Annotated in this window: 25 protein-coding genes; 13 read left to right on the top strand and 12 right to left on the bottom strand. The window is 60.9% G+C overall.

What is annotated here, in order from left to right:
• Window positions 1–82 precede the first annotated feature (82 nt).
• The 4 genes from AC5P9F_RS12450 to AC5P9F_RS12435 form a co-directional block, all read right to left on the bottom strand.
• Complete coding sequence (locus AC5P9F_RS12450; protein ID WP_495217860.1) at window positions 83–1,228, bottom strand: YncE family protein; 1,146 nt, start codon at window positions 1,226–1,228, stop codon at window positions 83–85.
• Between the two features lie 186 nt (window positions 1,229–1,414).
• A complete protein-coding gene (locus tag AC5P9F_RS12445; protein ID WP_099524531.1) occupies window positions 1,415–2,428 on the bottom strand; it encodes an XVIPCD domain-containing protein in 1,014 nt (337 codons plus the stop codon).
• 2 nt (window positions 2,429–2,430) lie between these two features.
• Window positions 2,431–3,066, bottom strand: a complete 636-nt coding sequence (locus AC5P9F_RS12440; protein ID WP_032966392.1) for a hypothetical protein — start codon at window positions 3,064–3,066, stop codon at window positions 2,431–2,433.
• On the bottom strand, window positions 3,063–3,989 hold the full coding sequence (locus tag AC5P9F_RS12435) for an XVIPCD domain-containing protein (RefSeq protein ID WP_495231976.1): 927 nt from the start codon (window positions 3,987–3,989) through the stop codon (window positions 3,063–3,065). Before AC5P9F_RS12435 ends, AC5P9F_RS12440 begins: the two co-directional genes overlap by 4 nt.
• Window positions 3,990–4,204: 215 nt before the next feature.
• Here AC5P9F_RS12435 and AC5P9F_RS12430 point away from each other — a divergent pair, with 215 nt between their 5' ends.
• Window positions 4,205–5,077: a hypothetical protein gene (locus AC5P9F_RS12430; protein ID WP_495217861.1), complete on the top strand. Its 873-nt coding sequence runs from the start codon at window positions 4,205–4,207 to the stop codon at window positions 5,075–5,077.
• A 286-nt stretch (window positions 5,078–5,363) separates the two neighbouring features.
• A complete protein-coding gene (locus AC5P9F_RS12425) occupies window positions 5,364–5,861 on the top strand; it encodes a hypothetical protein (protein WP_111117802.1) in 498 nt (165 codons plus the stop codon).
• Between the two features lie 183 nt (window positions 5,862–6,044).
• Here the strand turns inward: AC5P9F_RS12425 and AC5P9F_RS12420 are convergent, their stop codons facing one another.
• The 5 genes from AC5P9F_RS12420 to AC5P9F_RS12400 form a co-directional block, all read right to left on the bottom strand.
• On the bottom strand, window positions 6,045–9,386 hold the full coding sequence (locus tag AC5P9F_RS12420) for an XVIPCD domain-containing protein (RefSeq protein ID WP_495231975.1): 3,342 nt from the start codon (window positions 9,384–9,386) through the stop codon (window positions 6,045–6,047).
• A 31-nt stretch (window positions 9,387–9,417) separates the two neighbouring features.
• Entirely contained in the window at window positions 9,418–10,050 is a 633-nt protein-coding gene (locus tag AC5P9F_RS12415) for a DUF1629 domain-containing protein (protein WP_495231974.1), read from the bottom strand.
• Window positions 10,051–10,424: 374 nt separating this feature from the next.
• Complete coding sequence (locus AC5P9F_RS12410) at window positions 10,425–11,069, bottom strand: imm11 family protein (protein ID WP_495231973.1); 645 nt, start codon at window positions 11,067–11,069, stop codon at window positions 10,425–10,427.
• Between the two features lie 87 nt (window positions 11,070–11,156).
• A complete protein-coding gene (locus AC5P9F_RS12405; protein WP_495231972.1) occupies window positions 11,157–11,798 on the bottom strand; it encodes a DUF1629 domain-containing protein in 642 nt (213 codons plus the stop codon).
• A gap of 209 nt (window positions 11,799–12,007) precedes the next feature.
• Window positions 12,008–12,649, bottom strand: coding sequence for a DUF1629 domain-containing protein (locus AC5P9F_RS12400; RefSeq protein ID WP_495231971.1), 642 nt, complete (start codon window positions 12,647–12,649; stop codon window positions 12,008–12,010).
• Window positions 12,650–12,848: 199 nt separating this feature from the next.
• Here AC5P9F_RS12400 and AC5P9F_RS12395 point away from each other — a divergent pair, with 199 nt between their 5' ends.
• The 9 genes from AC5P9F_RS12395 to AC5P9F_RS12355 all read left to right on the top strand — a co-directional run bounded on the left by AC5P9F_RS12395 (window position 12,849) and on the right by AC5P9F_RS12355 (window position 20,491).
• Entirely contained in the window at window positions 12,849–13,064 is a 216-nt protein-coding gene (locus tag AC5P9F_RS12395) for a hypothetical protein (RefSeq protein WP_495231970.1), read from the top strand.
• Window positions 13,065–13,550: 486 nt separating this feature from the next.
• On the top strand, window positions 13,551–13,919 hold the full coding sequence (locus tag AC5P9F_RS12390; protein ID WP_071306540.1) for a hypothetical protein: 369 nt from the start codon (window positions 13,551–13,553) through the stop codon (window positions 13,917–13,919).
• A 611-nt stretch (window positions 13,920–14,530) separates the two neighbouring features.
• Window positions 14,531–15,301, top strand: coding sequence for an HNH endonuclease (locus tag AC5P9F_RS12385; protein WP_262221617.1), 771 nt, complete (start codon window positions 14,531–14,533; stop codon window positions 15,299–15,301).
• A 124-nt stretch (window positions 15,302–15,425) separates the two neighbouring features.
• Window positions 15,426–15,656 carry a helix-turn-helix domain-containing protein gene (locus tag AC5P9F_RS12380; protein WP_495231969.1) on the top strand — a complete coding sequence of 77 codons (231 nt, stop codon included), beginning with the start codon at window positions 15,426–15,428 and terminating at the stop codon, window positions 15,654–15,656.
• Between the two features lie 60 nt (window positions 15,657–15,716).
• A complete protein-coding gene (locus AC5P9F_RS12375) occupies window positions 15,717–16,931 on the top strand; it encodes a DNA cytosine methyltransferase (RefSeq protein ID WP_495231968.1) in 1,215 nt (404 codons plus the stop codon).
• The gene (locus tag AC5P9F_RS12370; RefSeq protein ID WP_495230973.1) at window positions 16,928–17,578 is read left to right on the top strand and encodes an Eco29kI family restriction endonuclease; all 651 of its coding nucleotides are present in this window, start codon (window positions 16,928–16,930) and stop codon (window positions 17,576–17,578) included. Before AC5P9F_RS12375 ends, AC5P9F_RS12370 begins: the two co-directional genes overlap by 4 nt.
• Window positions 17,579–17,661: 83 nt before the next feature.
• Window positions 17,662–18,411 carry a GIY-YIG nuclease family protein gene (locus tag AC5P9F_RS12365; protein ID WP_495230974.1) on the top strand — a complete coding sequence of 250 codons (750 nt, stop codon included), beginning with the start codon at window positions 17,662–17,664 and terminating at the stop codon, window positions 18,409–18,411.
• A 97-nt stretch (window positions 18,412–18,508) separates the two neighbouring features.
• Entirely contained in the window at window positions 18,509–19,417 is a 909-nt protein-coding gene (locus AC5P9F_RS12360) for an FRG domain-containing protein (protein ID WP_495230975.1), read from the top strand.
• A gap of 3 nt (window positions 19,418–19,420) precedes the next feature.
• A complete protein-coding gene (locus tag AC5P9F_RS12355) occupies window positions 19,421–20,491 on the top strand; it encodes a DUF262 domain-containing protein (RefSeq protein ID WP_495231967.1) in 1,071 nt (356 codons plus the stop codon).
• Between the two features lie 172 nt (window positions 20,492–20,663).
• On the opposite strand, the gene aceE is transcribed toward AC5P9F_RS12355, so the two are convergent.
• Complete coding sequence (gene aceE / locus AC5P9F_RS12350; RefSeq protein ID WP_495231966.1) at window positions 20,664–23,351, bottom strand: pyruvate dehydrogenase (acetyl-transferring), homodimeric type; 2,688 nt, start codon at window positions 23,349–23,351, stop codon at window positions 20,664–20,666.
• Between the two features lie 568 nt (window positions 23,352–23,919).
• Between aceE and AC5P9F_RS12345 the strand changes: the two genes are divergently transcribed.
• Together AC5P9F_RS12345 and AC5P9F_RS12340 are read left to right on the top strand one after the other, a co-directional pair.
• Window positions 23,920–24,480 (top strand): PadR family transcriptional regulator, encoded by a 561-nt coding sequence (locus AC5P9F_RS12345; RefSeq protein WP_005407841.1) that lies wholly within the window; start codon window positions 23,920–23,922, stop codon window positions 24,478–24,480.
• A gap of 59 nt (window positions 24,481–24,539) precedes the next feature.
• Window positions 24,540–25,337, top strand: a complete 798-nt coding sequence (locus AC5P9F_RS12340; protein WP_495231965.1) for a siderophore-interacting protein — start codon at window positions 24,540–24,542, stop codon at window positions 25,335–25,337.
• A gap of 93 nt (window positions 25,338–25,430) precedes the next feature.
• Here AC5P9F_RS12340 and AC5P9F_RS12335 read toward each other — a convergent pair whose 3' ends face one another.
• Window positions 25,431–26,252 (bottom strand): hypothetical protein, encoded by an 822-nt coding sequence (locus AC5P9F_RS12335; RefSeq protein ID WP_495231964.1) that lies wholly within the window; start codon window positions 26,250–26,252, stop codon window positions 25,431–25,433.
• A gap of 115 nt (window positions 26,253–26,367) precedes the next feature.
• A partial coding sequence (locus tag AC5P9F_RS12330) for an integrase core domain-containing protein (RefSeq protein ID WP_141097864.1) occupies window positions 26,368–26,496 on the bottom strand: 129 nt, incomplete at its 5' end.

The raw sequence follows: 26,496 nt of genomic DNA, 5'->3' as shown, positions 1-26,496 counted from the left end.
TCATGCGAGCCGCATAAATGGATGAGGCCCGCTCCACGGCCGACGGCCGAGGACACGGGCCTCGTCAATCCAGCGCGAATGCTTACAGCTGGATGCGCGCCACACTCTCGTCAGCGCCCTTGTCATCCTTCTCGCCGTTCTTGATGCTCACGAACAACACGTTGTTCTTCGCATCCAGCGCCAGGCTGTTCGGGTGGGTCGGCACGGCGTAGGTGGCCACCTTCTGGTAGCTGTCGCTGTTGTATGCGGTCACGGTACCGGCTTCGCGGTTGGTCACGTACAGGCGCTTGCGCGGTGCATCCAGCAGGATGCCCAGCGGGCCGGCATCGGTCGAGATGCTGGCCAGTTCCTTGCCGGTACTGCGGTCGAGCACCAGCACGCGCTGGCCCGGGTGCTTGCTGACCAGGCCACTGCTCTTGGCCTGGTAGCCACGCAGGAATTCCGAGCCCTGGTCGGTCACGAACAGGCGCTTGCCGGCCGGGTCCAGCGCGATGTTCATCGGCTGCTCGGCGGCGATCCTGTGCTGCGCCACCACCTTGTTCGAATCGGTACCCACCACCACCAGGTCGGCCAGCAGGTTGCTGGTGTAGACGCGCTTGTTGGCCGCATCCAGTGCGAGGCCCGGCGCCTTGACATTGCCCAGGCCATCAATGGTGTTGATCACCTTCAGTGTGGTGGTATCGATCACAAACAGCACGCTGCTCACGTCCGGCTGGCTGCTGTGGCCGGTCACGTACAGGCGGTTGGCGGCGCTGTCGACTACCAGCTCGCGCAGGTCGTGGGTGTAAGCGGCCTTGCCGTCCTTGCCGGTCTTCTTCTCCATCAACTGGATGGTGCCGACCGCCTTGTTCTGCGCGGTGTCGACCACGGTCACCGACAGGTCCACGGTGTTGCCCACGTACAGGCGGTTGTGGGCGTCATCCAGCACCACGCCGAAGGCTTTGCGCTCCAGCGGAATGCGGGTTTCCACGGCCAGCGTGGCCGGGTTCAGGCGCAGCACCTGGGCCGGGCCAGCGTCATCGCCGAAGCCACCGGACGAGGCTACGAACACGGCGTTCTGCTTCGGGCTGTAGGCCAGCTCGTACAGGCCCTTGGCCACGGCCTGGCGCTGCACGGCAGTGGTGGCGCTGGCGGCGGGTGCGTTGTCGGCGAATGCGGAGGGCGCGCCGAGGCTGAGCGAAACGGCCACGGCCAGGGCGGCCGAGCGGAAGAGAGGATTACGGAACATGCGAGCGTCCTTGAATGGGCACGGGAGGGTGTCCTGGCTCGCTGGGCCGTTCTACGACGGCCCGACCTGCATCTGTCTGCGCGGGGTGGGCTGGCTGGGGTTGCGGGGGAATGGTAGCAGGTGGGGGGCGTGGCGTGCGTCTGCCTGAGCGTGGCAGACGTTCGACCTTGGAACCGCGTCCGCCGGCTATGCCATCCGTGGGCCGTGGCTCTGTTGCAGTTGCTGCTCTTCCTGCAGGCGCTGCACATCGCGCTGCGGCGGGTTCTGCTGCAACTGCGCGACCCGTTCGAACGAGGCCTCCACCGGTGCCTGCGCTGCAACCTCCGCGGGCATGCTGGCGCGCTGGTGTGCCGGGTCACTGCGGTCCCCCTGCACGATGAACAGCTTCGGCGCGGTATCGCCGCGCTGCTCGCCCAGCACCACTTCGTCCACACGCGAGAACTGCTGCTCCTTCGACAGCGCAAGCAGGCTGGCACTGACATTGCCGTTGCGTGCACCGAAAGCGCCGAGGTCGGCCACCTGCTGGTGGATCTGGTTGAGGCGGGCATGATCGTCGTGCGCCGGGTCTGCGGGCGACCCGCTTGCCGCGAGGGTGCTGTTGCCGCGCCACTGCTCGCCGTTCTCGGTGAACATCCACTCGCGGAACGTCTGCTTCGGCATCGGGTTCCACTGCACCCTGTCCAGCTCGCTGCCCTTCACCTGCTGCGGAATGGCATTGACGGCGCGGATGTTGTCCAGGACCCTGGTGGCGCCCTCGTAGTTGGTGATCTCCCCGGCCAGCCCGACCGGTCGCAGGCCTGCGTGGTTCAGGGCACCCCATGCGAAATCGGTGCAGGCGTTGGCGAAGAAGTCGTAGTTCATGTCGAAGCCGTGCTTCTTCGGGTCCGCCGAGAACTCGAGGATGCGGTCGTACTGCTCCTTGCTGATCTCGATCGTGCGCTCGAAGCGGGGCTTGTCGTAGACCGACACGTCCATGTCATCGACTTTGCCCCTGTTCGGCTCGTCCTTGGTGCCTGCGTGGGTGAAACCAATGCTCTCCGGCAAGGGTTCACCCGAACGGCGCAGCGACAGGAACATGTGCCCCGCGAACGAAGGCTCCAGCAGGAACCTGTTTCCCTCGGCATCACGGCCGTAGCGCGGCGTGCCGGGGGCCGCCAGATGGATGGTTACGCTGTAGCGTTCGGCATCGTCCTTGTGCATGTCTACTTTCCTAGTGATTGGTAGCCAATGATCAATTCTGCTTTCAGGCCATCCAGCTGGGGTCGATCCTCCACAAGGTCGACCAGCAGAACGTAGCGCCCGGGTGCAATGCCTCCGACCTGCGCCAGCTGCAGCGTGCGATAGAGCACGTCTTCAGAGTACAACCCGGCCTCGGCCAAGCTGTTGATGTCCACACTCCCCGTCGTCAGGTCTGTGACCACGCCGTCATCGGCGATCTTCTGCGAGTCGCGTCCATCGCGGGTACGCTGCCAGAGCTGTACATGACGAGCCGAGCTGTCATCAATCCGCTCCAGGCGCAGCCGCGCTGGCAAACGTCCGAGAGTGATCTTCTCCGAAGCATCCAGCAGCCGTCGCGCGTCGGTATCCTGCAGCCGCAACCCGATGTTCAGAATCGGAATGGCCGGCTTCTGGGGTGCCGGCAAATCAAACGTGACCTCGGCAATCCGACCGGCCTTCTGCAACTGCACGGCCCGCGTGATCGGCACAACCGTGCGGGACTCGGCCTGTGCGCGCGTCAGCAGGGGCGGCGCAACCTCAGGCGCTGGTGACGCACGGCATGCCGCCAGCGCGCCCAGCACCGCCAGTACCACCGCCCCCCGCCGCAGTGGCCGCGTCATTGCTCCTTCAACCGCAGCGAATCGGCCACATCCGTCTTGGCCGCCACTTCAGTGGCGATACTGGCGCGGCGGTGCCCGGGGTCGTTGCGGTCGCCCTGCACGATGAAGATGCTCTCTGCCGCATGGCTGCTTGGGGTCGGCCGGCTGAGCAGCACGTGGTCCACGCGCGAGAGATTGTTCTGCTTGGCCAGCACCAGCAGGCTCGCGCTGATGCGCTGGCTGGCCGCATCGAACGGGCGGCCGTGCGCGGCATCCAGTTCGGCCACTTTCTGGATCAGCTGCGAGAACAGGCGATGGTCCGGATGTGAGGGGTCCAGCAGCGTGCCGGCCACTTCGATCGGCGTCGGTGGCGGCTCATCGCTGGCGCGGTCACCCTGGCGATGGTGCTCGGCCTCGCGCTCGGGCATCGCGTGATGGGTTTCGGCATTCAGATCGCTGCCCGGGAACGGCGCGGCAATGCACTGGATTTCCGGCAGGTTGAACAACACCGCGAACTCGCCCAGGTTGCTGCCGCCATCCAGCGGCGCCGGCAGCGGATGCAGGCCGGCGTAGTGCAGCGCCGCCCAGACGAAATCGCTGCAACGGTTGATGGTGGCCGGGCGATCCACATCGAATTCGAACTCGGCCGGTTCCTCGGCGAAATCACGCAGGCAGCCGTAATGCTCCTCAGTGATTTCCAGGGTGCGGCTGTAGTACGGGTCCAGATGTTCGTCGGCATCGTCGTGGCGCACCTGCGCGTACTGCACGCCGGTGCGGGTATCGCCCGGCACCTGGCGCGGTGGTGCGAAGCCGTAGCTATGGGCCTCATCGCCCGCGGCCACCTGCAGGTACATATGGCCGCGCGGCGAGATGCCCCCACTTTTCAGCGGGGTGCCGGGGGCGGCCAGGTACAGCGTTGCGGTGTAGCGTGTTGCGTGCTCCATGCCTGTTCAGCCTTGATGGGTGCTGCGGTCCTGGCCGGATGATGGCATAGGTGGGATGGGGGGCAGGTGGAGGAAGAGAGGGCGTCGATCGCGACTTGCTGAATATGTGAGCCAGCATGCAGTAATGGACCCAAGCGCGAGCAAGGTCGCCGCAGCGACTGGAGCTTGCCATTCCACCGTTCTATAGTCGTTTCGATCATGCAAGGGAATCGCCCATGAGCAGAGCACCGGCTTGCCGGCTTGCCTCCTTCGCTCTGGTGGCCGTGCTGAGCACCACCGCCTGCGCGAAGGGCCCATCCACGGAAGAGGACCCGAACGGAACCCCCATGCGCGAAAGCGCAACCAGCCCACGCACGGTGGGCGGACAGACCTACACGACGCAGCCCGTGGAGGCTCGGCTTGGCCCGCACCGCTTCATGTTCCCGGCCAACCTCTACTACAACCAGACGGGTCCCCTGGCCGATGGGGGCGTCATGCTCACGGTGTTCTGGCCTGATTTCGATGCAGCGCCTCCTGGTGATCGCCCGGTACGCAGCACGCAGGACAGCCGGCGGCAGGTGCTGGTCGAGCTTAGATACATCGATCGCGTTCCCATCCAGAACTATCTGGCACGTCGGTCCAGTAGTGAAGCCACCAGCGCGCCGGGATCGCTGGAGCGAAGGGACCCGGTAGAAAACCTCGCGCTGCGCGTTGCACAACCCGAACGCTGGGGTCTGAAGCCCTATGCGATTGACCCATCGTTGATGGAAGCCTATGCAAAGGAGTCAGAGGCTGCGCTGGACAGGCCTTACGTGCACAACCCAGGAATGGAACCAGACTGGTATGTGACCCGTTCGACGGAGGGCCAACTGACAACGTTCATCAGCTGCGACCCGGCAGACCGCATTCCTGACGGACTTGTCGTTCAGGGAAAGACACTTGAACGCGCCGGCGAAGGCCAGATCGCAATGTGCCGCCATTCCATCGTGGATGTGGGCGATAGCATCGCCATCGAGATGAACTATGCACGCGTCATGCTGAGCGACTGGCAGCGCCTGGAAACCAGCGTGCGTGATCTTCTGAGCCGCTATCGCGTTCAATCGCAATGAATGGAGATCCCGGCGCTCTTCATCCGGGTCGTACAGTACCTTCAACACCGTCAGGGACTCACCGATGGGCATCACAACGAAGGAGGCTTCGGCTTTGCTCTCCGCCATCATGACCAGATTGCTTCGGCCGCAGCTACCTCGAGCTATGCCGCGCGCAGCTCACATTGGTGCTCTTTTCGGACTGTCAGCCATGCTCACGCTAACATCTGCATGTGCACAATCGCCCGATACGTCTGCCGTCAATGAACGTGCCGCTGCCGCAGATACGCACCCTGCCCGCATCTCCATGACCGAGCTGCAGAAGCGGATTCTCGCCTATGCGGATTCGCTCAGGTCACGGGCGGATATCAGTCCGGACAAGTTCGCCACGGCGATAGGTGTCTCGCTCGTGCCAGACGAAAAGGTCAGCATCAGGCACATCGCAAAGGACCTGGCAACGACGGACGGCTACAACTATGGGGCGTCTTATCTATCGGTTGAGTCGGCACGTGAGTTCCCCAACCAAGAGGTGATCTTCTATCAGCTGGGCAAGCAGCCAGTGACGGATGCTCCGAATGCCGTGTGCTACTGGGAAGCCGAAAGTGCCGGACGAGCCCTCGAAGCGCTCGGATACAGGACCGGAGGAGAAGTGCCATTTCAGAGGGGGGGCATCAGGCAGTACCGGCGCCCCATCACCGGTGGTAACCAGGGTATGGATACCAGCCTGTTGACCTATCGTTCCGATGAAGGTGATACAGCGAGAACCTGCGTCTACGCGGTCCACTTCGGAGGGGGAGACAGATGAATACGATCCCCCTCTATCGGAAGATTGTCGCGCCGATTTGCCCGTTACACTCGGCGTGCCGGCAGTGGCGAGGCTGCCTTATTTGGGCCTGCGCAAGTAGGCAACCCGCAGTTCCGGCGCTTTCCATGTGGCGTCATCTTCAGTCCTTCCTGCAGGTCGCCAGTGCAGCGCGTGCCTTGCTCATCACATGTTCGCCGCACGAATCTGTATCTCGTGCTGCACCCGCTGGTCTTCCAGCTGCTGATCCATCTGATTGGCAAGCGCACGCTGATGCGCTTCGCGGCTGACAGAGTCGAACTGCTGCAGTGATTCCTCCACTGATGTCTGCGCCGCCAGCTCGGTCGGCATCGCAGCGCGCTGATGCGCCGGATTGCTCGGTTCGCCCTGCACCACGAACAGCGTGTGCCCGGCCGGATGTTCACTCGTAGCGTTGCTCACCAGCACATGGTCCACCCGTTCCAAGTCGTTGTCCTTGGCCAGTACCAGAAGGCTGGCTGTCATGCGTTCGCTGACTTCATCGAAGCTGCGGCCGTGCTTGGCGTCCAGCGCTTCCACGCCCTCACGGATCTGCTGATACAGCGCGTGGTCGGGGTGGCCGGGCTGCGTGGGGTCCTGCAGCGCCCGGTTCGGGCCCGATGCCTCATCCGGTGCGGGCGCGGCCGGTTCAGGGCCTGGCGCTGTCGTGAGCTCGGCAGGAACAGTGACAGCCGCAGTGACGGGCTGGAGGTCATCCGATGGAGTCGGTTCGGGCTCCGGCACGTGTTGTGCCGCTTCCTGCTCCGTAGGCCACGGATCGCGCGCAGGTTCAGCAGGCAACGGCTCCTTGAAGGGCACCGGTTCCACCTCCTGCACTGCCATGTCCTGCTTTGGAGTGGGAGCAACCGCAGGCACCGGGGCCATCCGTTCCGGCTCCGATGCCTGCTCTGTGCGTTGCGTGGGCACCGTCTGTGTTGCCGCTGCCAGAGGCGCGGCAGACTGTGGCGTCGCACGCTCGGATTCGGCTGGGGGCGCCTGCATCGGCCCAGCGGGCTCCGGCCTCTGTGAGGCGGTACGGTTTTCGGTGGGCGCCTCGCTGTGTGGATGGGGCTGAGGTTGCGGCTCCGCCTCACGCCGCGGCGGATCGCGCTGCTCGGCGTACCGTTGAGGCGCGGGCTTGTCCTGTGGCGCGGGCGTAGGTGGTGGTGCGACCGCTACCGCTGGCGTGACCGCTACCGCCGCAGGCGCAATGGGCTGCGCAGTCGCAGGCTCTTCAGGCCGCACTTCCACATTCCCGCCCTGCTCAGATGGCTTGTCGCCATGTGCCACCTGCGCGGCCGCTCGTGCAGCCTGACCTGCATTCACCTGCGCAGCCCCCTGTCGATTGGCCTCCTGCAGTGCCTGCCGGTAAGCCTCCTGCTCACCCGCCGACAGCGCGGCAATGCGCAGCTCGGGTGAGTCCGGCACCGGCGCCTGCTCATTGGCAAGCGCCCGCACCTCATTCCACGCCGCCTGCAGCTCCAGCGTACTGGTGGTCGCGACGGCGCGCGCCACGCCATCCTGGCCTACCTGGTAATGGGTAATGGGCCGGGAGGCGCCCGCGTTGCCCTCGGCTACAGGCCCCAGTTCCTGCAGCGTGGGACCCGTAATGCCGTGCTGCTCGCGCGTGCGCGCCGTGGCCAGGGCAACGGCCTGCTCCCACGCCGGTGACAGCGCAACGCCCGCAGCGTAGTAGCTGTGGCGCAGCTCGTTCTGGTTCACCTCCGCCGCAGATGGCAGCGGCCGCGATTCCAATGCGGCAATGGTCTGGTTGAACTGATCGAGTGATGGCTGCTGGATGGTGCGGGTCAGCTCCAACTCCAGCGCCATGTTCCCCTGCGCGATCTGGCCAGCGTGGTGCCATTGCCCTGCTTCATCGCGCTGGTAAAGCTGGTTGTCCGAGCCCTGGATGGCGTCAGGCCTGGCACGGGCCTGCTCCACCGCCTCCGGCACCAGCGGCACGAAGTCGCTGGCACGGGTAGCGTCGTAGGTCTCCAGATAGCTGGCGGCAATGGCGGCCTTGCCGTTGGCGATGTTGTTCTCGATGCGCTGCACCGCCTCACGATTCAACTCGTTGGCGCGCTCGGGGCTGGCGGTCTGCGTCTCATACACACCCCGGTCGTTGGCACCGGACACGCCGATCTTGACCTGCCGCGTCCACTGTTCGGTCTGCGCATCGCGGTGCCAGTTGGGATTGTCCAGACGGCCCTCGCCGCCCTTCGCCGGGATGCTGAAAGGATCCTGCGGCGGTGGCGCCTTGCCCAGCGCCAGCTCTACCGCTTTTACGTGGGCGTATGCGCCCAGCTCGCGGGCCTTCTCGTAACTGGCACCCACGCTGCGCTCAGCCGGATTGCCCAGGCCGTCGCCCGCGCTGTCCATGACCGCCTGGCGCTCCCAGTTGCGGCCATTGAACTGCCACGTGACGCCGGCCTTGTCGGTCTGCTGGTAGATGGCGCGGTTGTCGAGCAGATCGGCACCCTTGTCGAACGCCTTGCTCATCAGCAGCGCATCGCCCGCGACGATGGCCGCAGGGACGAAACTCGACGTGCCGATCAGTGATGCGGTGGCCATGCCGCCGATCCAGCCACCGCCGTTGCGTGCCAGAGCGTGGGTGAGCTCGGACTGGGCGGCCGTGCCGTTGCCTTCTTCCAGCAGTTGCGAGGTGCGGCGGGCGGTGATGACAGCGTCGGCGCCGGAGGCGAGCAGGCCGCCGGATCGGACCAGTTGGCTCGTGGAGGCTTGGCCGAGGAGGAGGTCCAATGTCGCACCGCCTTGCTGAGAGCGCGGGCTGCGAATGCGATGCCCGGCTTCCTCGCCGAGCACGCGCTCGATCGTCTGGATACCCGGCTCTGTCAGAACAACTCGGCCACCGTGGTGGGCATTGGAAATGGCAAGCGACAGGCCGCTTCGCTGCAACTCAATGTTTCCACCGCGAGTCAGTGGCTTGGCGTCATACTCGATTCTATTGAGCGTAGTCACGATACCACTTTCGGAATGAGTGACAGCCACCCAGCCAAGGTCGACCCCGGTGAAACCTTTCAAGGCTTGGATCTGAGCGATATGCGTTTGGTGGTACTCAGGAACTCCGTCAAAAAAATCTCGGATTCGTTTGTTCGTGATCGCAGGCGTGCTTCCCAGCGGAGTATTCGTGTTGAGATCGCCGTTGATCAACCCGACCTTGACGGTGTCTCGCAATGCTTCTACACGTGCCATCACTCTATCGAGGGCGTCAGAGTCATTCAGTAGCGCGGCCTTACCGTCTCGCGTTCTCTGAATCTCGTTCAAGCGCCGAATCATTCCGTTCTGGTATTCACCCAACGGTCCGCCACTGTGAGGCGTAATGCCCATCGCATCTGCATAGGCAGGGTTTGCGGGGAGGAATAGCCGGTTCTCTTGGGCGTGAATATTGAATCGCCCGGCCTCCTGCAGCTTTGCGAGCAATGGGCTGTGCCTCAGCGTCTGCTGCTCAATCGCGTGATGGTCCTGCAAATGAGTGGAATGTCCAGCCACAAATCCTCCTTGACTCAAGCATCGCCTGGTCTCAGCAGTTCACCACGTCATAGAACCACAGACCGTTGGACGTACCGCTGGCGATCAGTCCCGCGGCTTCGACCGCCTCCTTGAAAGTCCGGTCGCAGAAGACACCTTCGTAGTATGGGAGCCGGAATACGTGAGCATCGCCGATGACCTCCCGCTTGAACGCCAAGCGGACGTCGCCAGTCAGATCGTAGTATTTCCCCTCTTCATAGTCGTCACTGACGATGATCTTCAACTGGGATGCTGCCTCATCCAAGGCATCAATGGTTCTGATGACATCGCAAAGGAAATAAGGGCCACCCATTGCTCCATCAGCGAGTCGATAGTCAGTCTCCCTGAACGCAAAAGCTCCTGGGTCCACGGCCGCCATCACCTCGCGGAGACGCCCGGAAACGAGCCAATAGCCGCTCATCCCAGCTTCAAGATCCTCCGGTGGCCACCCTTCGCTTGGGTAATACACTAGGCGCGGGGTCTCGCGCAGAGGCGGGAAGCCCCCCTGATCGGGACGCAAGAGGAAATTTGGAGGCGTCTTCAGGGAAGACTCGTTCTCAAAAACGACGCCATGCCCTTTGCCGCGCCGTCGGGCATCTGGGCGCAACTCGAAGAACTCGCCCTTCTTTGGCAGATTCGAATTCATTGCTTGTCTCACCTCAGAATCAATCTAAATAAGCGTGCCAAGAGCTTATCAGAGGGTGTCAGCCTTCCATGCCTTCTTCGAGTCATCCCCGCGCGCTCTCAGCCTGAAGTCCCCTCCACCGACATAGCGCACTACTGCTTCTCTCCAATTCCTCTGGCCGCTTTGAAGTACCGATGCGACCTGCCTCTTACCGCTCTGCCTTCAACTCAAGCACTGAATAGGCATGACTGCTTTTTAAACCGTTCTGCACCGGCAAGCAATCGGACAAAAATGAAATCGATCTTAAGTTCGACTACCGATCCCGTTCCATGAGACGCGCCGCAGCCGTCTTCAAGTTTTACATGCGGATTCTGCTTAGAATGACGCGCGTCATATCAGACATTGGCTGCGTCCTTGAACCTCAGGCCACGCGTTTCACACTCGCTTCCAATTCCCGCAGCGCGTATGGCATCCCGGAACACGCGATCGCAGTAGACAAGATCGCCGGAGTACGGGCTCCTGAAGACATGACTGCGCCCGATTACATCCCTCTTGAATGCCAAGCTTGCTCCGCCACGAAGGTCGTAGAACTTTCCGCCCGGATAGCCCTCATCGACGATGACCCGGAACTTCGATGCTTCCTCATCGACGGCATCCAGCTCGCGAGCAACCTCGCACAGGTGGTACGTTGGGCCCTCTGTGCCGTCCGGAAGCACGTAATCACACTCCACGAACTCAAAGGCGACGGGATCTATTTCGGTGAAGGCCATCTTGAGGCGCTCTGATACCAACCAGTAGCCACTCATTCCTCCTTCGAGATCCTGCGGTGGATCCCCCAGCTTTGGATCGAGCACCAGACGCGGTCTCTGCGACAGATGAGGAAAGCCGCCTTCTTCGGGGCGGATGATCAGCCTGGGAGGCGTCAGCAGTGCGTCCTCATTCTCGATCTCAACGCCATGCCCTCTTCCCCTTCGAGTCGTGTCGGGCATCAGCAGACAGAATTCACCCGGCACAGGCTGATTACGTTTTGACGAGGGCATGTGCTTGTTTCTCTCCCAATTTTAGGCATGTACCGCACTCCGCACACTTGCAGCATAGGTCGCGAGGTTAGCGCCGGTGGGACCGACTCAGCAGTTCACCACATCTTCAAACAAGAGCCCGTTGGATCTCCTCGCTGTGACGATGCCGGCCGCTTCCACCGAATCCTTGAACGTTCGGCCGCAGAGAACCCCGCCATGGAACGGCAATCTGAACACGTGAGCCGAACCCAGCACTTCGCGTTTGAACGCCAACCGGACATCACCGGTCAGGCGGTAGTATTTCCCTGCCTTGTACTCATTGCTGATCACGATTTTGAGCTGGGAGGCTTCCTCATCCAAGGCATCCAGCGTGCGGACCACGTCGCGAAGGAAGCAGGTTGGCCCCTTTGAACCGTCTTCCAAGCGGTAGTCGGTATCAGCGAAAACGAACGCGTCAGGGTCAATCTCTTCCATGACCTGGCGCAAACGCTCGGAGACCAGCCAGTAGCCGCTCAACCCGCCTTCCAGGTCCTGTGGAGGGACACCCTGCCGCTCCCGATAGACCAAGCGCGGGGTTTCACGCAGTGGAGGAAAGCCACCGGCCTCGGGTAAGAGGATCAGCCTGGGAGTCGCAAGCAACGCGTCCTCGTTATCAAAAACCACCCCGTGACCCCCTCCTCCACGGGTAGCATCCGGTCGTAGCTTGAAGAACTCGCCCTTGCGCGGCTGGTGGGTGGAAGTTGATCCCATGCTTGTCATCTCACGCTGTGAATGTGAATCGAAGTCGCTCGTAAGCTGCTACGGGACCTTCCACCGCACGAGGCAGTCCTGGTTTTCGGCAGCAACTACGACCTGGGGCCGGACGATGAGCAGCGGCTACAGCCGCGCGTGCCTGACTGAACCGTGCGGCTGTTCAACACGTCGCAACTGGTTTGCCATCAGTTGTCTGCTCCCTAAGGTCAGATTGCCGCAACGTCCACGAAGGAGATGCCGCTATCCCGAGGACTCATGGGAATCCCCGCCGCGTGAACTGCGTCAACAAATTCGCGGCTCGCGATCACGAAGGTGCTGAATGGAGTCAGGAAGACATGCCCATCTCGCACCACCTCAGAGCGAATGGCCAGACTTGCCCCTCCTGCAATCGAATAGAACTTTCCATTCACGAAGTCCTCATCGATCTCGATATCAAGCCTTGAACGCTCCTCGTCTATCGCGTCCAGTTCACGCACCACGTCGCACAGGAAACGCCGTGGCATAGGTGTGCCATCGGCCAGGCGGACATCACACTCAACAAAGTCGAACGCATGCGGATCCACAGAATTCATCACCTGCCATAGCCGTTCCGAGACGAGCCAGTACCCGCTGAAGCCGCCCTCCAGGTCACGTGGCTCAGGGCCCGTGGAAGCATCGAGGACGACGCGTGGCTTCTCGCGAAGCGCCGGGAACCCGCCGTTGTCCGGGCGCAGAATAGTGCGCGGTGGATCGAGCAACACCGACAGGTTCTCAACCCCGGCGCCCCGGAAAGGACGGTTGCTTTCCAGATCTGGTGAGAACAAGTAGAACTGGCCCGCTTGAGGGCCTTGGGTGGGGCTTCGCTTCATCGCCTGCGTCCCTGGATTCCCTTCAATGATGTCGCTGATAGAGCTTACCCCTCTTGGCATGGTCGTTTCGAGGCAGATGCGACAGGCTCACGGTTTCCGCTGATGCCACCCTGTGATGACTGAGAAGCAGGTTCTGCCCTTTATCGCATCCTCTGAGATGGCGGCGGACCATCCTCTGCTCCCCCACCGGAGGATGCCTATGACCAGGATCGACCCCGCATGGTTGGAAGCTTTCGACAAGGAGCTGCTCTATCTGTTCGCCATCGACCATCGCGATGCCGGCATGGATGAGTACCGGCTGGGCTGCTACGCAGACCTTCCGCCACGCGAAGCAGCACTGGCGTTCGGCAGCGACTACGAGCTGGAGCGCGACGATGCGCTGTGGCCACGGCCGGGCGTGGCGCTGCAAAGTTAAGCTGTGTCGCAATCGGCACACTGCGCGTATCAGCCCGATGAACCATGTGTCGCTTTTGAGATCCTACACGGCTGCAAACCGTACTTTTTGAAGCACATTGGGGCGGTAGCTTAACAACGGCCCAAACCGCTGCACCGCAAGGGTTCTGTCGCGCTTGCGCCATGCAACAATGCCGTAAGCGTCAGCATTTGCGGCCTCTGCGGCCTACGGTTTCTTGGCATCTCGCAGCCATGCGAGTACACCTTGGCATGCCACCTCACACAGGGTGGCACGGGCGTCGAAAACCCGGTCAACAACCATGTGTTTGCGCTTGTCAGCCGGCGTCACGTTCGTGTGACGCCGGCTGGCAATCCGTTCGCGGTCCATGGCGGGCGGTGCGTGGGGGTCTTCGGACCCGCCGGATTGGTTGTTGACCGGTTTTCGAGCCTCGCATCGTCCGCCACTTTTATCGGTGGCGCTGCTGTCTGTCCTGTACGGAGCATTGCCATGAACACATCGGACTTCCGTTCCCTGCACGCGCAGTACGATCCGGACAACGCCGAACCCGACCGCGAACGGTCCATCGATCCCAACGCCTTCGTCGCCACGTTGCATCGCATCGGCACTGGTGCTGCTGCGGACGGCCAGCCTTGGCCGGAGCGGCATCAACTGCCTGGGCGTTGCCTTCAGCTGGCGGATGCGGATTGCGCGTTGGCCGGCTTGCGCGTGGTGGCGGAGTTGATGCTGGCTGCGGAGCGGACTCGGCAGAACGGCGCGCCCGAGGAGTACCTGGGGGATCGGGTGATGGAAGGGTTGAAGATGGCGTGTGTGGCGTTGACCGCGCAAGTGGCTGAGCGGTTGCACGTGCGGGAGTAGCGCCCAAGGCTTGAACCTCAAGCAATAGGCTGTGGGCTGTCGTCGCGGCCCCGTTGTCCGTTCGCCTCTGATCTGCAGGACTTCCAATGAAGTCTCTGACGTACGCAGTACTGTGCTTGGCAGCGCTGATTGGTTCAGCGCTCGCCCACTGCCACCTGCCCAAAGACGATTTGGAGCTGAATATCTACCCCAAGGTCTCGGCTACCGAATTTGCTGTCATGCGCGAGGAAGCCCTAAGCCTAGCGGCTGAAGATGCAGCACTCGGTGCTGGACGCTTTGAATCAAGGTACTTCGAGCTCACTTGCCGAGGTGAGCCCACTCTACTGGTGGACAGCTCCTCATCACAGTTGCTCATACTAGGCTTCATAGGCCAAGCCAATGAGAGGCCTTGCGTTCAACCTCTACTCCAGCGCTGGAGTAGCCGACTACTTCCGGCCGATTAGGGCTTTGCAACTGAACTCCACATACGAGACGCGTCGACGGGCCTGAACAGGCTGCGATTTGCGCCGACACACTGCGCTCCTTCGCCTCAAGCTATTAGCGCCTCATTGTGTCGTTTACGGCATACTTTTCCCAGGAGCGCCATGCTCGGTCGAGGACGGGGGAAGGGTGTGAGCAGGTGGACTGACGACGAACTGGCCGCTGCCGTCGGGGCGTATCGCCAAATGGAGGCGCGTCTCGCCGATGGATTGACCCTTGAGAAGGCAAAGGTCTATCGGGAACTGGCTACCCGGCACGGACGCACGTCCAAGGCCTGGGAGTACCGCATGCAGAACATCTCCCATGTTCTAGATCAGGCAGGTAGGCCCTGGCTACCCGGACTTCTTCCAGCATCGAACGTGGGTGCAAAGGTTGAGCCGAAACTGGCCAAGCTCCTCGGACTCTCCGGTGAGACGCTCACGTCGGTCTCTGGTCCTACAAGGGAACTGTTGGAGCAGGAGGCCAAAGCGGCGGAGGCATCTGGCAGTTACTCCCCAGCGGACGAGGTGGACGAGAGGCAGCGTGTGCTGGCAGCTATCGTTCGGCGCCGCGGGCAGCCTGCCTTCCGTAAGGCACTGCTGGACGCATACGGCGGTCGGTGTGCGATGACTGGGTGCGATGTGGTCGATGCGCTTGAGGCGGCCCACATCCGCCCCTATTCCGGCCAGTCGAGTAGCGTGGTCAGCAACGGTCTTTTATTGCGCGCAGACGTTCATACCCTTTTTGACCTCTACCTTATCGCCGTGGACCCGGTGTCCCTGCAGGTGTCTTTGGCCCCTGCATTGCGCCAATCAAGCTATAGCGACCTTGTCGGCAAGGAACTGGCGTCTCCAGCATCAGCGACACTTTCGGCCAGCCCTGACTCGCTAGCCTGGCACCGATCACAATGTGCCTGGGCGTAGGGCTCCCCCGCCTGGTTGTCTCAGCTCCTGAGACAGCAGAGGGAGATCCTTCCCGTCCGGATTTCACTTGCCTCACTTGACGTATAGATCAATAATTGGGGCGTATCGAATACGGAAGCCGGGCGTGACAACCCTCCAAGAACTAGGCTGTCAGGTAGCTGCTAGGCGTAAGCAGCTGGGCTTGAAGCAGATCGACGTAGCGAAGACCAGCGGCGTAACTGCTGAACTGCTTTCACGATTCGAAAGGGGTCGCCTTTCTGAGCTCGGCAGCAGAAAGCTGATTGCAGTGTTGTCGGCTTTGGGCATGGAAATCTCACTCAGCACGACGCCATCCTTCATTTCGGGAGAAGGATGATCGCGTCCAAATCTATGTGGACCGTTGGTCCAATCAAGCAAAATTCACTGGAGTACTGGAATGAGATCGGTTGAGCTTTTCGCAGGAGCCGGCGGTTTGGCCATGGGATGCGAAATTGCCGGTTTCGAGCACTTGGCCGTGGTCGAATGGGACAAGTGGGCGTGTGACACGGTCCGCGAGAATCAACGGCGCGACTATCCCCTTGTTCGTGGCTGGACCCTTCATGAAGGTGATGTCCGATCATTCGACTGGTCCTCCATCCCGCAGGACATTGAGCTTTTGGCTGGAGGCCCCCCCTGCCAGCCATTCTCCATTGGCGGCAAACACAAGGCGCATGAAGACGGACGGGACATGTTCCCGGCGACTGTCGAGATCATCAGGCAACTGCGACCGAAGGCCTTCATTGTTGAGAACGTGAAGGGACTGACTCGCGCCAAGTTCGCGAATTACTTCCATTACATTCAACTGCAGTTGGAGTTCCCGGATGTCCCTCCCCGCAAAGATGAGGACTGGTCAGATCACCTTGCGCGCCTTCAGGTCGAGAAGACATCAGGCAAGCGGAAGGGAAAGGGCCACACTTACAATGTCATCCCTACGCTGGTAAATGCTGCGAACTTCGGTGTACCGCAGAAGCGTGAGCGTGTGTTCCTGGTGGGCTTCAGAGACGATCTTGGCGTGGAATGGTCGTTCCCGCATGAAACCCATAGCTACGATGCTCTTCTGCATGACCAATGGGTGACCGGGATCTACTGGAAGCGTCACGGCATACGTCAGCCCAAGATGCCTGCAAAACTGGCAGCTCGGGTCGCCAAGTTGCAGCAGTTCCGTACGATGCTGCCGACGCAGGCATGGCGGACGGTTCGGGACGCGCTGCAGGGGCTGCCAGATCCCGAAAGCCGCGAAGCCAAGAAGTTCGCAAATCACGTCTATCAGGCCGGTGCACGCTCTTACCCGGGTCACACTGGCAGTCCACTCGATTTGCCGGCGAAGACGCTTAAGGCTGGTGGCCACGGCGTGCCGGGCGGCGAGAACATGCTAGTGAAGGATGACGGCTCGGTACGCTACTTCACCATTCGAGAGAGCGCTCGAATCCAGACGTTCCCCGATGGATTCCAGTTCCATGGCAGTTGGTCGGAAACCATGCGGCAGCTTGGGAATGCAGTCCCCGTACTGCTGGGGCAGCGGGTCGCGGCAAGTGTTGCGGAGCAGCTCGCAATTGCGGGACTGTCGCAAATCGCCAAGAATGAAGCAAACACCAAAAGAAAGCGCGCATGACGGCCAAAGTAATTCCGTTCAATCCTCTGGATAAGAAGAACCTTGGTGCGAGCGTCGCCGAGGCATTGCTGACTAAGGAAGTGCACCCCCTCGGCGAGCTATCGCCGTTCGATGGCGCGGGCATTTATGCCATCTACTACACGGGCGACTTCGAGGCTTACGAACGGATTACTCGGCTCAACAACGACGGCAAGTTCATGTTACCCATCTATGTCGGGAAGGCCGTCCCCGCCGGCGCTCGTATGGGTGCGGGCACCGATGTTCCACCTGGCAAGGTTCTCTTTAAGAGGCTTAAGGAGCACGCAGACAGCATCAAGGCTGCGACGAACCTAAACGTTGAGGATTTTTTCTGCCGATTCCTGGTTGTCGATGACATCTGGATCCCGCTCGGCGAGTCGCTCATCATCTCCCGTTTCACACCTGTGTGGAATTCGCTGATTGACGGATTCGGAAACCACAACCCGGGGAAGGGGCGACATGCGGGCATGAGGCCTCGTTGGGATGTGCTCCACCCGGGACGGGAATGGGCGCATCGCTTGGCAGATCGACCTGAGACTCAGCAAAGAGTGGCTGAGGATGCGGCGACTTATCTTCGTGTTTTGCCGAGCTGCCTTTCGGACAAGTTTATCGACGCGTCGAGCGACTAGACGCTCTCCGCCAAAAATTTGACTTGTCGTAAGTGACACGCAAGACACGATATGCTGCGTCTTCAATACACGTAGCTTCGAACATGTCACATTTCAGAGACCTCGAATTTGATCTGCCTTCTGCCCTACTACGGGAACTGATTGTCCTCTTCGAGGAAATGGCACCGGCAGTTCTTAGTGAGCAGAACGTACTACCGCTTGCCGATGGGCAAGGTGTCTACCAACTCTTTCACCGCGACAAGTTGGTTTACATTGGGAAGACAGACAACGAAGCCGGACTGCGAAAACGACTCTTGCGCCACTGCGAAAAGATACGGTCCCGACTCAACTTAATTGCGGACGAGGTCTCGTTTAAGGCCGTAAGAATATATGTATTCACTGCCATGGATTTAGAGAGCGCATTGATCCGGCACTACAAAGCTGTGGCAGGAATTTCGTGGAACAACAGCGGATTTGGTTCAAACGACCCAGGTCGAAATAGAGATCATTCCGCGCTTAAAAGCGGGCATTTTGACGCCCTCTATCCAATCGACCTTAATTATCCTGTCACGATTCATTCAAATGAAGAATTGACAGCAGCGTCACTTCTGGTCCTACTTAAAGAGCAGCTTCCTTTCACGGTCCGATTTTTGACCGCATCTACTCGATCCAAAAAGCCTCATCCTGATCTCATGTCCATCGACGTTCGCGTTGAAGGCTCAGCACATACTGCACGCTCAATTCTTAAATGCATATCCCGCTCACTGCCTATTGAATGGCAGATAACAGCGCTGCCAGGGTATGTAATAGTTTACAAAGAAAAATCAGATTACAGCCATGGCGAGGTGATTTAGAGCTTAGCCTCAAGGAGGCTGTGAGCATCGCTTCATAAATCCATGCGAATCGGAACAATCTTGAGCATTCATATAAAATCAAACGGAAGCTGATTTCATGAACGACATGGCAACACCTGCCGAAAAGAAAGTAGGCAACAGACCCGCAAAAATTCCGGTGAAGAGAAGAGATGGCCTAGGGGAAGCTAAGGACGCCGTAGTAGAAACCGCTATCGAGTCAGCTGCCGACTTCCTATCTGAATTAAACAAACTTGATTATGTAACCAAGAAATTATGGTACCGCGGAACCGGGGACTCAAGTCACAAACTGATACCATCCCTATTCCGACATAAGACAATAAAAAGTCAAGCGGGATTCAAGGCTCTCGAGCTTGATTTGAATGAAACTTTTGAGATGCGCAGCCTGCCCTATACAGAGTCCAGAACTTGGGCGAAGGATGAGTGGGAGCAATTATTCTTCATGCAGCATTTTCGAATTCCCACGCGACTCCTAGATTGGTCCGGCAGTCCGCTGGTGTCACTTCATTTCGCCGCAACATCGGTTGCAACCGATAAACATGGAAAGGCCACGACAGACGCAGCAGTGTGGGTGCTGGATCCTCATGCTTGGAATCAGGCGGCATATGCAGACACTGGCTTCTCCGGGGGCGTTCTGTCCGCGAAAGATAGCTGGCTCAAAAGATACAGCCCCTCCGAGGTCTATACCGTGAATGGTGCGTTGCCGCCAGTGGCAATTCGCGGCGTGCACAACAGCGCGCGTATCGTCGCTCAGCAGGGATACTTCACCGTGTTCGGCCCCCAAGCGGAAGCTCTTGAATCAACCTATCTTTGGAAAAAGGATTCAAAGAGAGTTTTCCCTACCGAATGCCTTCGAAAGTTCGTAATACCGAAACTTAAGATAGAGAGCATACGAAACGAGATTTTCTCCCTAGGAATATCCGAGTCCACCATATATCCTGATCTGGAAGGCCTCGCGGCGGAACTTAAAAGAAACTATGGATTCTGATATATGACCGACCATAACCTATTCAAGATTCACCGGCTCGACCAAAGGACGCTAAGCTGGTGGCGCTCCAGAAGGGACAAAATTGACTTCGACCCAACATACCAGCGTAAGGGGCGGAGGTGGTCAACAAGCGACAAGCAGTATCTTGTGGACTCGATAATCAATGGATTCGACGTCCCAAAATTCTACTTTGCTGACTTTACCTATAGCATCTCAAAGCTAAACGAAAAGAAGAAATCCTATGCTGTAATTGATGGCAAGCAGAGGCTGGAAGCGATATTCGACTTTTTCGATGACCGATTCGGCCTGTCAAACAATTTCAAGCTCCTAGCTGATCCAAGGCTAGAAATTTCAGGAAAGCGATATTCAGAACTGAAGCGAGAGTTCCCATCAATCGCCGAGGAGTTTGACAATTTCAACCCAGACGTTGTTGGCGTCATTAGTGACGATACGAAGTTCATTGAAGAACTTTTTGTCCGATTGAATAGAAGCAAACCGCTCAGCGGCGCGGAGCTACGAAATGCTGTAACCAGCCCCATCACCGAGATGATAAGGCGAATTGGCAACCATCAATTCTTCTCAACAACTGTTCGATTCAATACGAACAAGGGTCAGAATCTGAATGCCGCCGCAAAAGTTCTGATGTTTGAAGTTTCTGGTCTACAGGAAACAAAGAAGAGCAGCCTTGATAAATTTTTTGCTCAGGCCAATGAAAGCCATAAGATGGCCGACGCTGCCGCTCCGCTTGTCTTTGAAACGCTAGATCTCATGTCAGAGACATTCCAATTCAGAGACCCGCTCCTACAATCAGAAGGACCACTTCCGGTTTACTACTGGCTGACCAGAAATGCGTCCGAAGAGAGCATTCCTTACATTCGAGACTTCTTGGAGGAATTCCAGGAAGCCATAAAGGCAGGGAGCGCGAAGGGAAAAGCAAAGGAACAGATTGTTTCAACCGAATCCATCAATGCATACAAACTCGCCAGCAGATCTGTGAACGACAAATCCAGCCACGAGATTAGGTATGAGATACTTTTCAAGGCATTTAGCCGATGGCTAAGCCTTAGAGTGTGAGCACTAAGAGTGCGGCTGCCAAGCGACCAGTATTCCGCTTGGCAGCCCTCCCTCATGTTTACCAAAAATACTGCCACGGCCATTCTCGGCATCATTTTCTGATGATTGAGAAGCTCAACTCTGCCAAGCAATCGTGTAAAAAAACGGGGCCGATCGGCCCCGTTTAGTTCAATCAAACCCCAACAGGATTGGCCTTCTCCGGATCAATCTTGTACTGCTTGATCGCCCGGGCCACATCCTTCGCGGTCATCTTCCCTTCCTTCGCCAGCGCTGCAATCGCGGCATGCGCGATGTAGTAGCGGTCCACTTCAAAGAACCGGCGCAGGTTCGCACGCGTATCCGAACGGCCGAAACCATCGGTACCCAGCACCGTATAAGACATCGGCACGAACGCACGGATCTGGTCCGCATACGCACGCACGTAGTCGGTGGCGGCAATCGCCGGGCCCTGGCGGCCTTCCAGCAGCTCGGTCACGTAGGCCTTGCGCTGCTCACCTTCCGGATGCAGGCGGTTGGCACGTTCCACGTCGAAACCATCGCGACGCAGTTCGTTGAAGCTCGGGCAGCTCCAGATATCGGCGGTCACGCCGAAGTCCTTGTCCAGCAGCTCGGCCGCGGCAATGGCTTCGCGCAGGATGGTGCCGGAGCCCAGAAGCTGCACGCGCAGCTCGCCCTTCTTCGGCTTGCCGGCGTCGGTCAGCAGGTACATACCCTTGACGATGCCTTCGGCCGCGCCTTCCGGCATTTCCGGGTGGGTGTAGTTCTCGTTCATCAGGGTGACGTAGTAATACTCGTCCACCTGGTCTTCCATCATGCGCTTGGTGCCGTGCTGCAGGATCACCGTCACTTCGAAGCCGAAGGTCGGGTCATAGCTGCGCACGTTGGGGATGCCACCGGCCACCAGATGGCTGAAGCCATCTTCGTGCTGCAGGCCTTCACCGTTCAGCGTGGTGCGGCCGGCGGTGCCGCCCAGCAGGAAGCCTCGGGTACGCATGTCGGCGGCCTGCCAGGCGATGTCGCCCACGCGCTGGAAGCCGAACATGCTGTAGTAGATGTAGAACGGCAGCATCGGCACGTTGCTGACCGAGTAGCTGGTACCGGCGGCCATCCACGAGCTGATCGCACCCGGCTCGCTGATGCCCTGCTGCAGCACCTGGCCGCTCTGGTCTTCGCGGTAGAACATCAGCTGGTCGGCGTCGACCGGCTTGTACTTCTGGCCGAACGGCGCGTAGATGCCGATCTGGCGGAACAGGCCTTCCATACCGAAGGTACGGGCTTCGTCGGCCACGATCGGCACGATGTGCGGGCCCAGTTCCTTGTCACGCAGGGTGATGTTCAGGCTCTGCACGAACGCCATGGTGGTGGAGTAGCTGCGCTCGCCGCTGCTCTTCAGCAGGCGCTCGTAGGCTTCCAGCTTCGGCGCCACGAAGGTCTTGTCGGCCTTGCGGCGGCGCTGCGGCAGGTAACCGCCCAGCGACGCACGGCGTTCCTGCAGGTACTGCACTTCCGGCGAATCCGGGCCCGGGTGGTAGAACGGCACCTGGCCGTCGGCCAGCTGCGCGTCGGTCACCGGAATGTTGAAGCGGTCGCGGAAGTGGCGCACCGCTTCGTCGTCCAGCTTCTTGGTCTGGTGGGTCGGGTTCAGTGCTTCACCGGCGCTGCCCATGCCGTAGCCCTTCACGGTCTTGGCCAGGATGACGGTCGGCATGCCCTTGGTGTTCACGGCCTGGTGGTAGGCGGCGTACACCTTGTGCGGGTCGTGGCCACCACGGTTCAGGCGCCAGATGTCGTCGTCGCTCAGGCCGGCAACCATCGCAGCGGTTTCCGGGTACTTGCCGAAGAAATGCTCGCGCGTATACGCGCCGCCGAAAGCCTTGCAGTTCTGGTATTCGCCGTCGACGGTTTCCATCATCAGCTTCTTCAGGACGCCATTGGTGTCCTTGGCCAGCAGGGCATCCCAGTAACCGCCCCACAGCAGCTTGATCACGTTCCAGCCGCCGCCACGGAACACGCCTTCCAGTTCCTGGATGATCTTGCCGTTGCCGCGCACCGGGCCGTCCAGGCGCTGCAGGTTGCAGTTCACCACGAAGATCAGGTTGTCCAGGCCTTCACGGCCGGCCAGGGCGATGGCACCTAGGGTTTCCGGCTCGTCGCTCTCGCCGTCGCCGATGAAGCACCACACCTTGCGGTCGGACTTCTCGATCAGGCCACGGTTTTCCAGGTAACGCATGAACTGCGCCTGGTAGATGGCGGCCAGCGGGCCCAGGCCCATCGACACGGTCGGGGTCTGCCAGTAGTCCGGCATCAGCCACGGGTGCGGGTACGAGGACAGGCCACCGCCGTCCACTTCCATGCGGAACTTGTCCAGCTGCTCTTCGCTGATGCGGCCTTCCAGGAAGGAACGCGCGTAGATGCCCGGGGCGCTGTGGCCCTGGATGAACAGCAGGTCGCCCGGGTGGTTTTCGCTCGGGGCGCGCCAGAAGTGGTTGAAGCCCACGTCGTACAGGGTGGCGCCGGAGGCGAACGAGGCGATGTGGCCGCCCAGGTCACCCGGCTTGCGGTTGGCGCGGACCACGGTGGCCATCGCGTTCCAGCGGATGATCGAACGGATGCGCCATTCCAGCTCGGCATTGCCCGGGCTCTTGGCCTCGAACTGCGGTTCGATGGTGTTGACGTATTCGGTGGTGGGAGAGAACGGCAGGTAGGCGCCCGAACGACGGGTCAGTTCCACCATGCCTTCCAGCAGCTGATGCGCGCGCTCGGAGCCCTCGACATCAATAACGGCCTTCAACGACTCGATCCACTCCTGGGTTTCCACAGGATTCGGGTCGTTGTTCAGCACCTCGTTCAACCAGTTCATTAGCGCTCCCATAACCGCACGCACGCGCGCGACTGTTGTATAGATTTCTAGACCGCAAAGTGTAGCGCACCAAGGGCTTTCGTCACTTGGCTACGCAGGCGTATGGATGCAACCGGCCAGTGTCCGCAAGGGGCTTGCCGGGGCCGCTGAAGGCCCTGCGGCGGGCCTTGGTGGCTGCGCGGGCTGTCGCTTGCGGGCCGCTGCGCCCATGTGCAGGACGCAGTGTTACCGCTACCGATGACGGTTGTAGGGCAGCGCCATGCCCACCTGTATCGGCTGCGCGTGCCGGCGCTGAACCGTCGACAACGTGTCGCACCTGCCTCTGGATTGGCCCCCGCCCTGCCCTCAGGGTAGGCCTCGAGTGTTGGCCTCGCCCGCTTCGGTCCGCCGTCTGGCCCTGCCTCGCTCCCTTCCACAGTGTTGCCCGGGGCGCCTCGCAAGAGGCGCCCCTTTTTCTGTGCGCGGGGCTGGCCGTGGCCCAAAACTGACCCGCTTGTGGCCGGATCGATGATTGCCGGCTTCGATATATCGATATATCGTTTGCACACTCGTTTACCGATATATCGAAATGAGCCGCACCGCTTCTCCCAGAGCCCGTTCCACCCATTCGGAAGTGCCACGCCGCAACGGCCAGCCGCGGGTGCTCAGCCGCGGCGACCTGCGCCTGCTGGTGCTGGCCCTGATCGGCGAGCAACCCCGCCATGGCTACGAGCTGATGCAGCTGATCAGCAACCAGTTCATGCAGGCCTACACGCCCAGCGCCGGCACCATGTACCCGCTGCTGGCCAGCTTCGAGCAGGCCGGCTGGATCGAGGCCGAGGAAGTGGACGGCAAGCGGATCTTCCGCATCACCGCCGCCGGCGAGTTCGAGCTGAAGGTGCAGCGCACCCAGGTGCGCCTGGCACAGCGGCGTGCCTTCGACCGCGCCCGCGAGATCACCAAGGCCTCGCTGCCGCCTCCGCTGGCCGGTGCCCTGCGCGAGTTCAAGCGGGCGCTGGTGCACCACCACGGCCGCTGGGCCGAGGGCGAAGCGGAAGAAGTAGCGGCGCTGCTGACGCGGGCGTCTGCCCTGCTCAACGGTACGGCCGGTAGCGAGAGCCCACCCATTTCAACGACCCAGCCAGACTGACTCCAGCCAGGTCTCCCCTACGCCGCGCGCCCCCGCGCGACACCTTTGCAGGTAACCCCATGACCGAACACAACAACACGCGCCTGCGCCTGGATGTGCGCTTCCGTGAACTGACCGTGCTGCGCACCGAAGAGGTCACCCCGCACATGCGCCGCATCGTGCTGGGTGGCGCCGAGCTGGCCGGTTTCGATTCGCCCGGCGCCGACGACCACATCAAGCTGTTCTTCCCCAATGCCAGCGGCGAGATGGTGCTGCCGGTGGTCACCGCCGAAGGCCGCAGCTATCCGGCCGGCAAGGAGCCCTCGCCGGCCCGCGACTACACCCCACGCTGGTGGGACCACGAGACCGGCAAGCTGGCCATCGACTTCGTACTGCACGACCAGGGCATTGCCGGGCCGTGGGCAGAACGCGCGCAACCGGGCGACACGCTGGTAATCGGCGGCCCGCGCGGTTCCTTCGTGGTGGCCGACAGCTACGACGCGTATGTGCTGATTGGCGATGAAACCGCGCTGCCGGCCATCGCCCGCTGGCTGGACGTGCTGCCGGACGGTGCCGAGGTGCAGGCCTTCATCGAAGTGAGCGATGAGGCCGAACGCCAGGACCTGCCGCAGTACGAGAACGTGCGTATCCACTGGCTGGAGCGCAATGGCTTCCCGGCCGCCAGCAGCACGCTGCTGGAAGACATGCTGACCGACTTCGAGGCCCCGGACGGCGATGTCTTCTACTGGATCGCCACCGAATCGCGCCGCGCACGGATGATGCGCAAGTTCATCGAAGGCCACCTGGGCGTACCGCGCGACTGGATCCGCTCGACCGGCTACTGGAAGGCGCACCCGGACGAAACCGACGGCGATTGATCCCAAGACGGTGGGTGCGGCCCCCGCTTGGTGGGTGCGGACCGTTGGTCCGCACGCCCTGCAACAGGTAGTGCCGGCCGCTGGCCGGCAACCTCATGAACCCTCGACAGGAACCTGCAATTGCCGGCCAGCGGCCGGCACTACCACCTGCTGCGCCCACCCGAACCGCTGCGCGGCCCAGATCTCCAGCGCCACCAGCAGCGCGATGACCAGCAGCGGCAGCAGCAGCCCGAAGTACACGCCGGGCATCATGCCGTTGATCTGCGCCTTCACCAGCCGCAGCACACCACGGGTGTGCAGCAGCTCGTCCACATGCATGGTCAGCGCCTCGCGCACCACCTTGGGCTCCAGGCCCACGGTGTCGGCCTTGTCCACCAGCGTGTCTTCCACCATGCCGCGCAGCAGGCCTTCGCGCACCTTGCCGATCACCCAGCCGGTGCCGCGTGCCAACGGGCCGTTGCCAAGACGATCCAGGCCGGGCAACGGATGCTCGCTGAGGTAGGCCGAGGCGATGGTGTCGGCCACATCGCCCACCGTGCCCTGGCTGCGCAATGCCTCGCGCATGCGCGGGTCGTCCAGCGAGTCGGTGAAGCCTTCGCTCCAGCCTTCCACCAGGGCCTGCAGGTGCGGTTGGAAATGATCGAGCTGCTTGAACAGCGCGCGGTGCGCACCAGCAGTAAAGCCCAGCTGCAGGCCGAAGAAGGCGGTGGCCAGTGGCAGCAGCACCACGTAGCTGGCCAGCAGCCAGTGATGCCAGCGCTTGCGCCGCTGCAACCACCCCCGGCGGTGCAGCCCGCGCCAGGCGAGAATGCCCAGCACCAGGCCAAGCAGCGTACCGAGCACGCTGCCGCCCAGCAGATCGAGCACGCTCAGGCCCGACCAGAATTCGTTCAACCAGTACTGCGTGTCCTGCATGGGTCTTCCTTCCGTGGGTGCGGCTGCGCCTGAAACGCCAGCCAGGTAGAGTCGACTGTTAGTCGACTACCGCGCGCAGCGCGGGGGTTTCCGGCATCGCGCCAAGAGCAGTCGACTAACTGTGTAAACCCACCACGTTGTTCAGCAGGACTCTGGAAATAGGTGGCTGGCCACCGATCCCCATGTGAGGGCGGTGCCAGTTGTAGTGGTGCAGCCATTGGGTCAGCACGGAATTGCGCTGGTC

Source organism: Stenotrophomonas sp. YJH_SMC_4 (assembly GCF_059371575.1).
The sequence above is the reverse complement of the archived record's forward strand: the minus strand, read 5'-3'. Positions and strand labels throughout refer to the sequence as shown.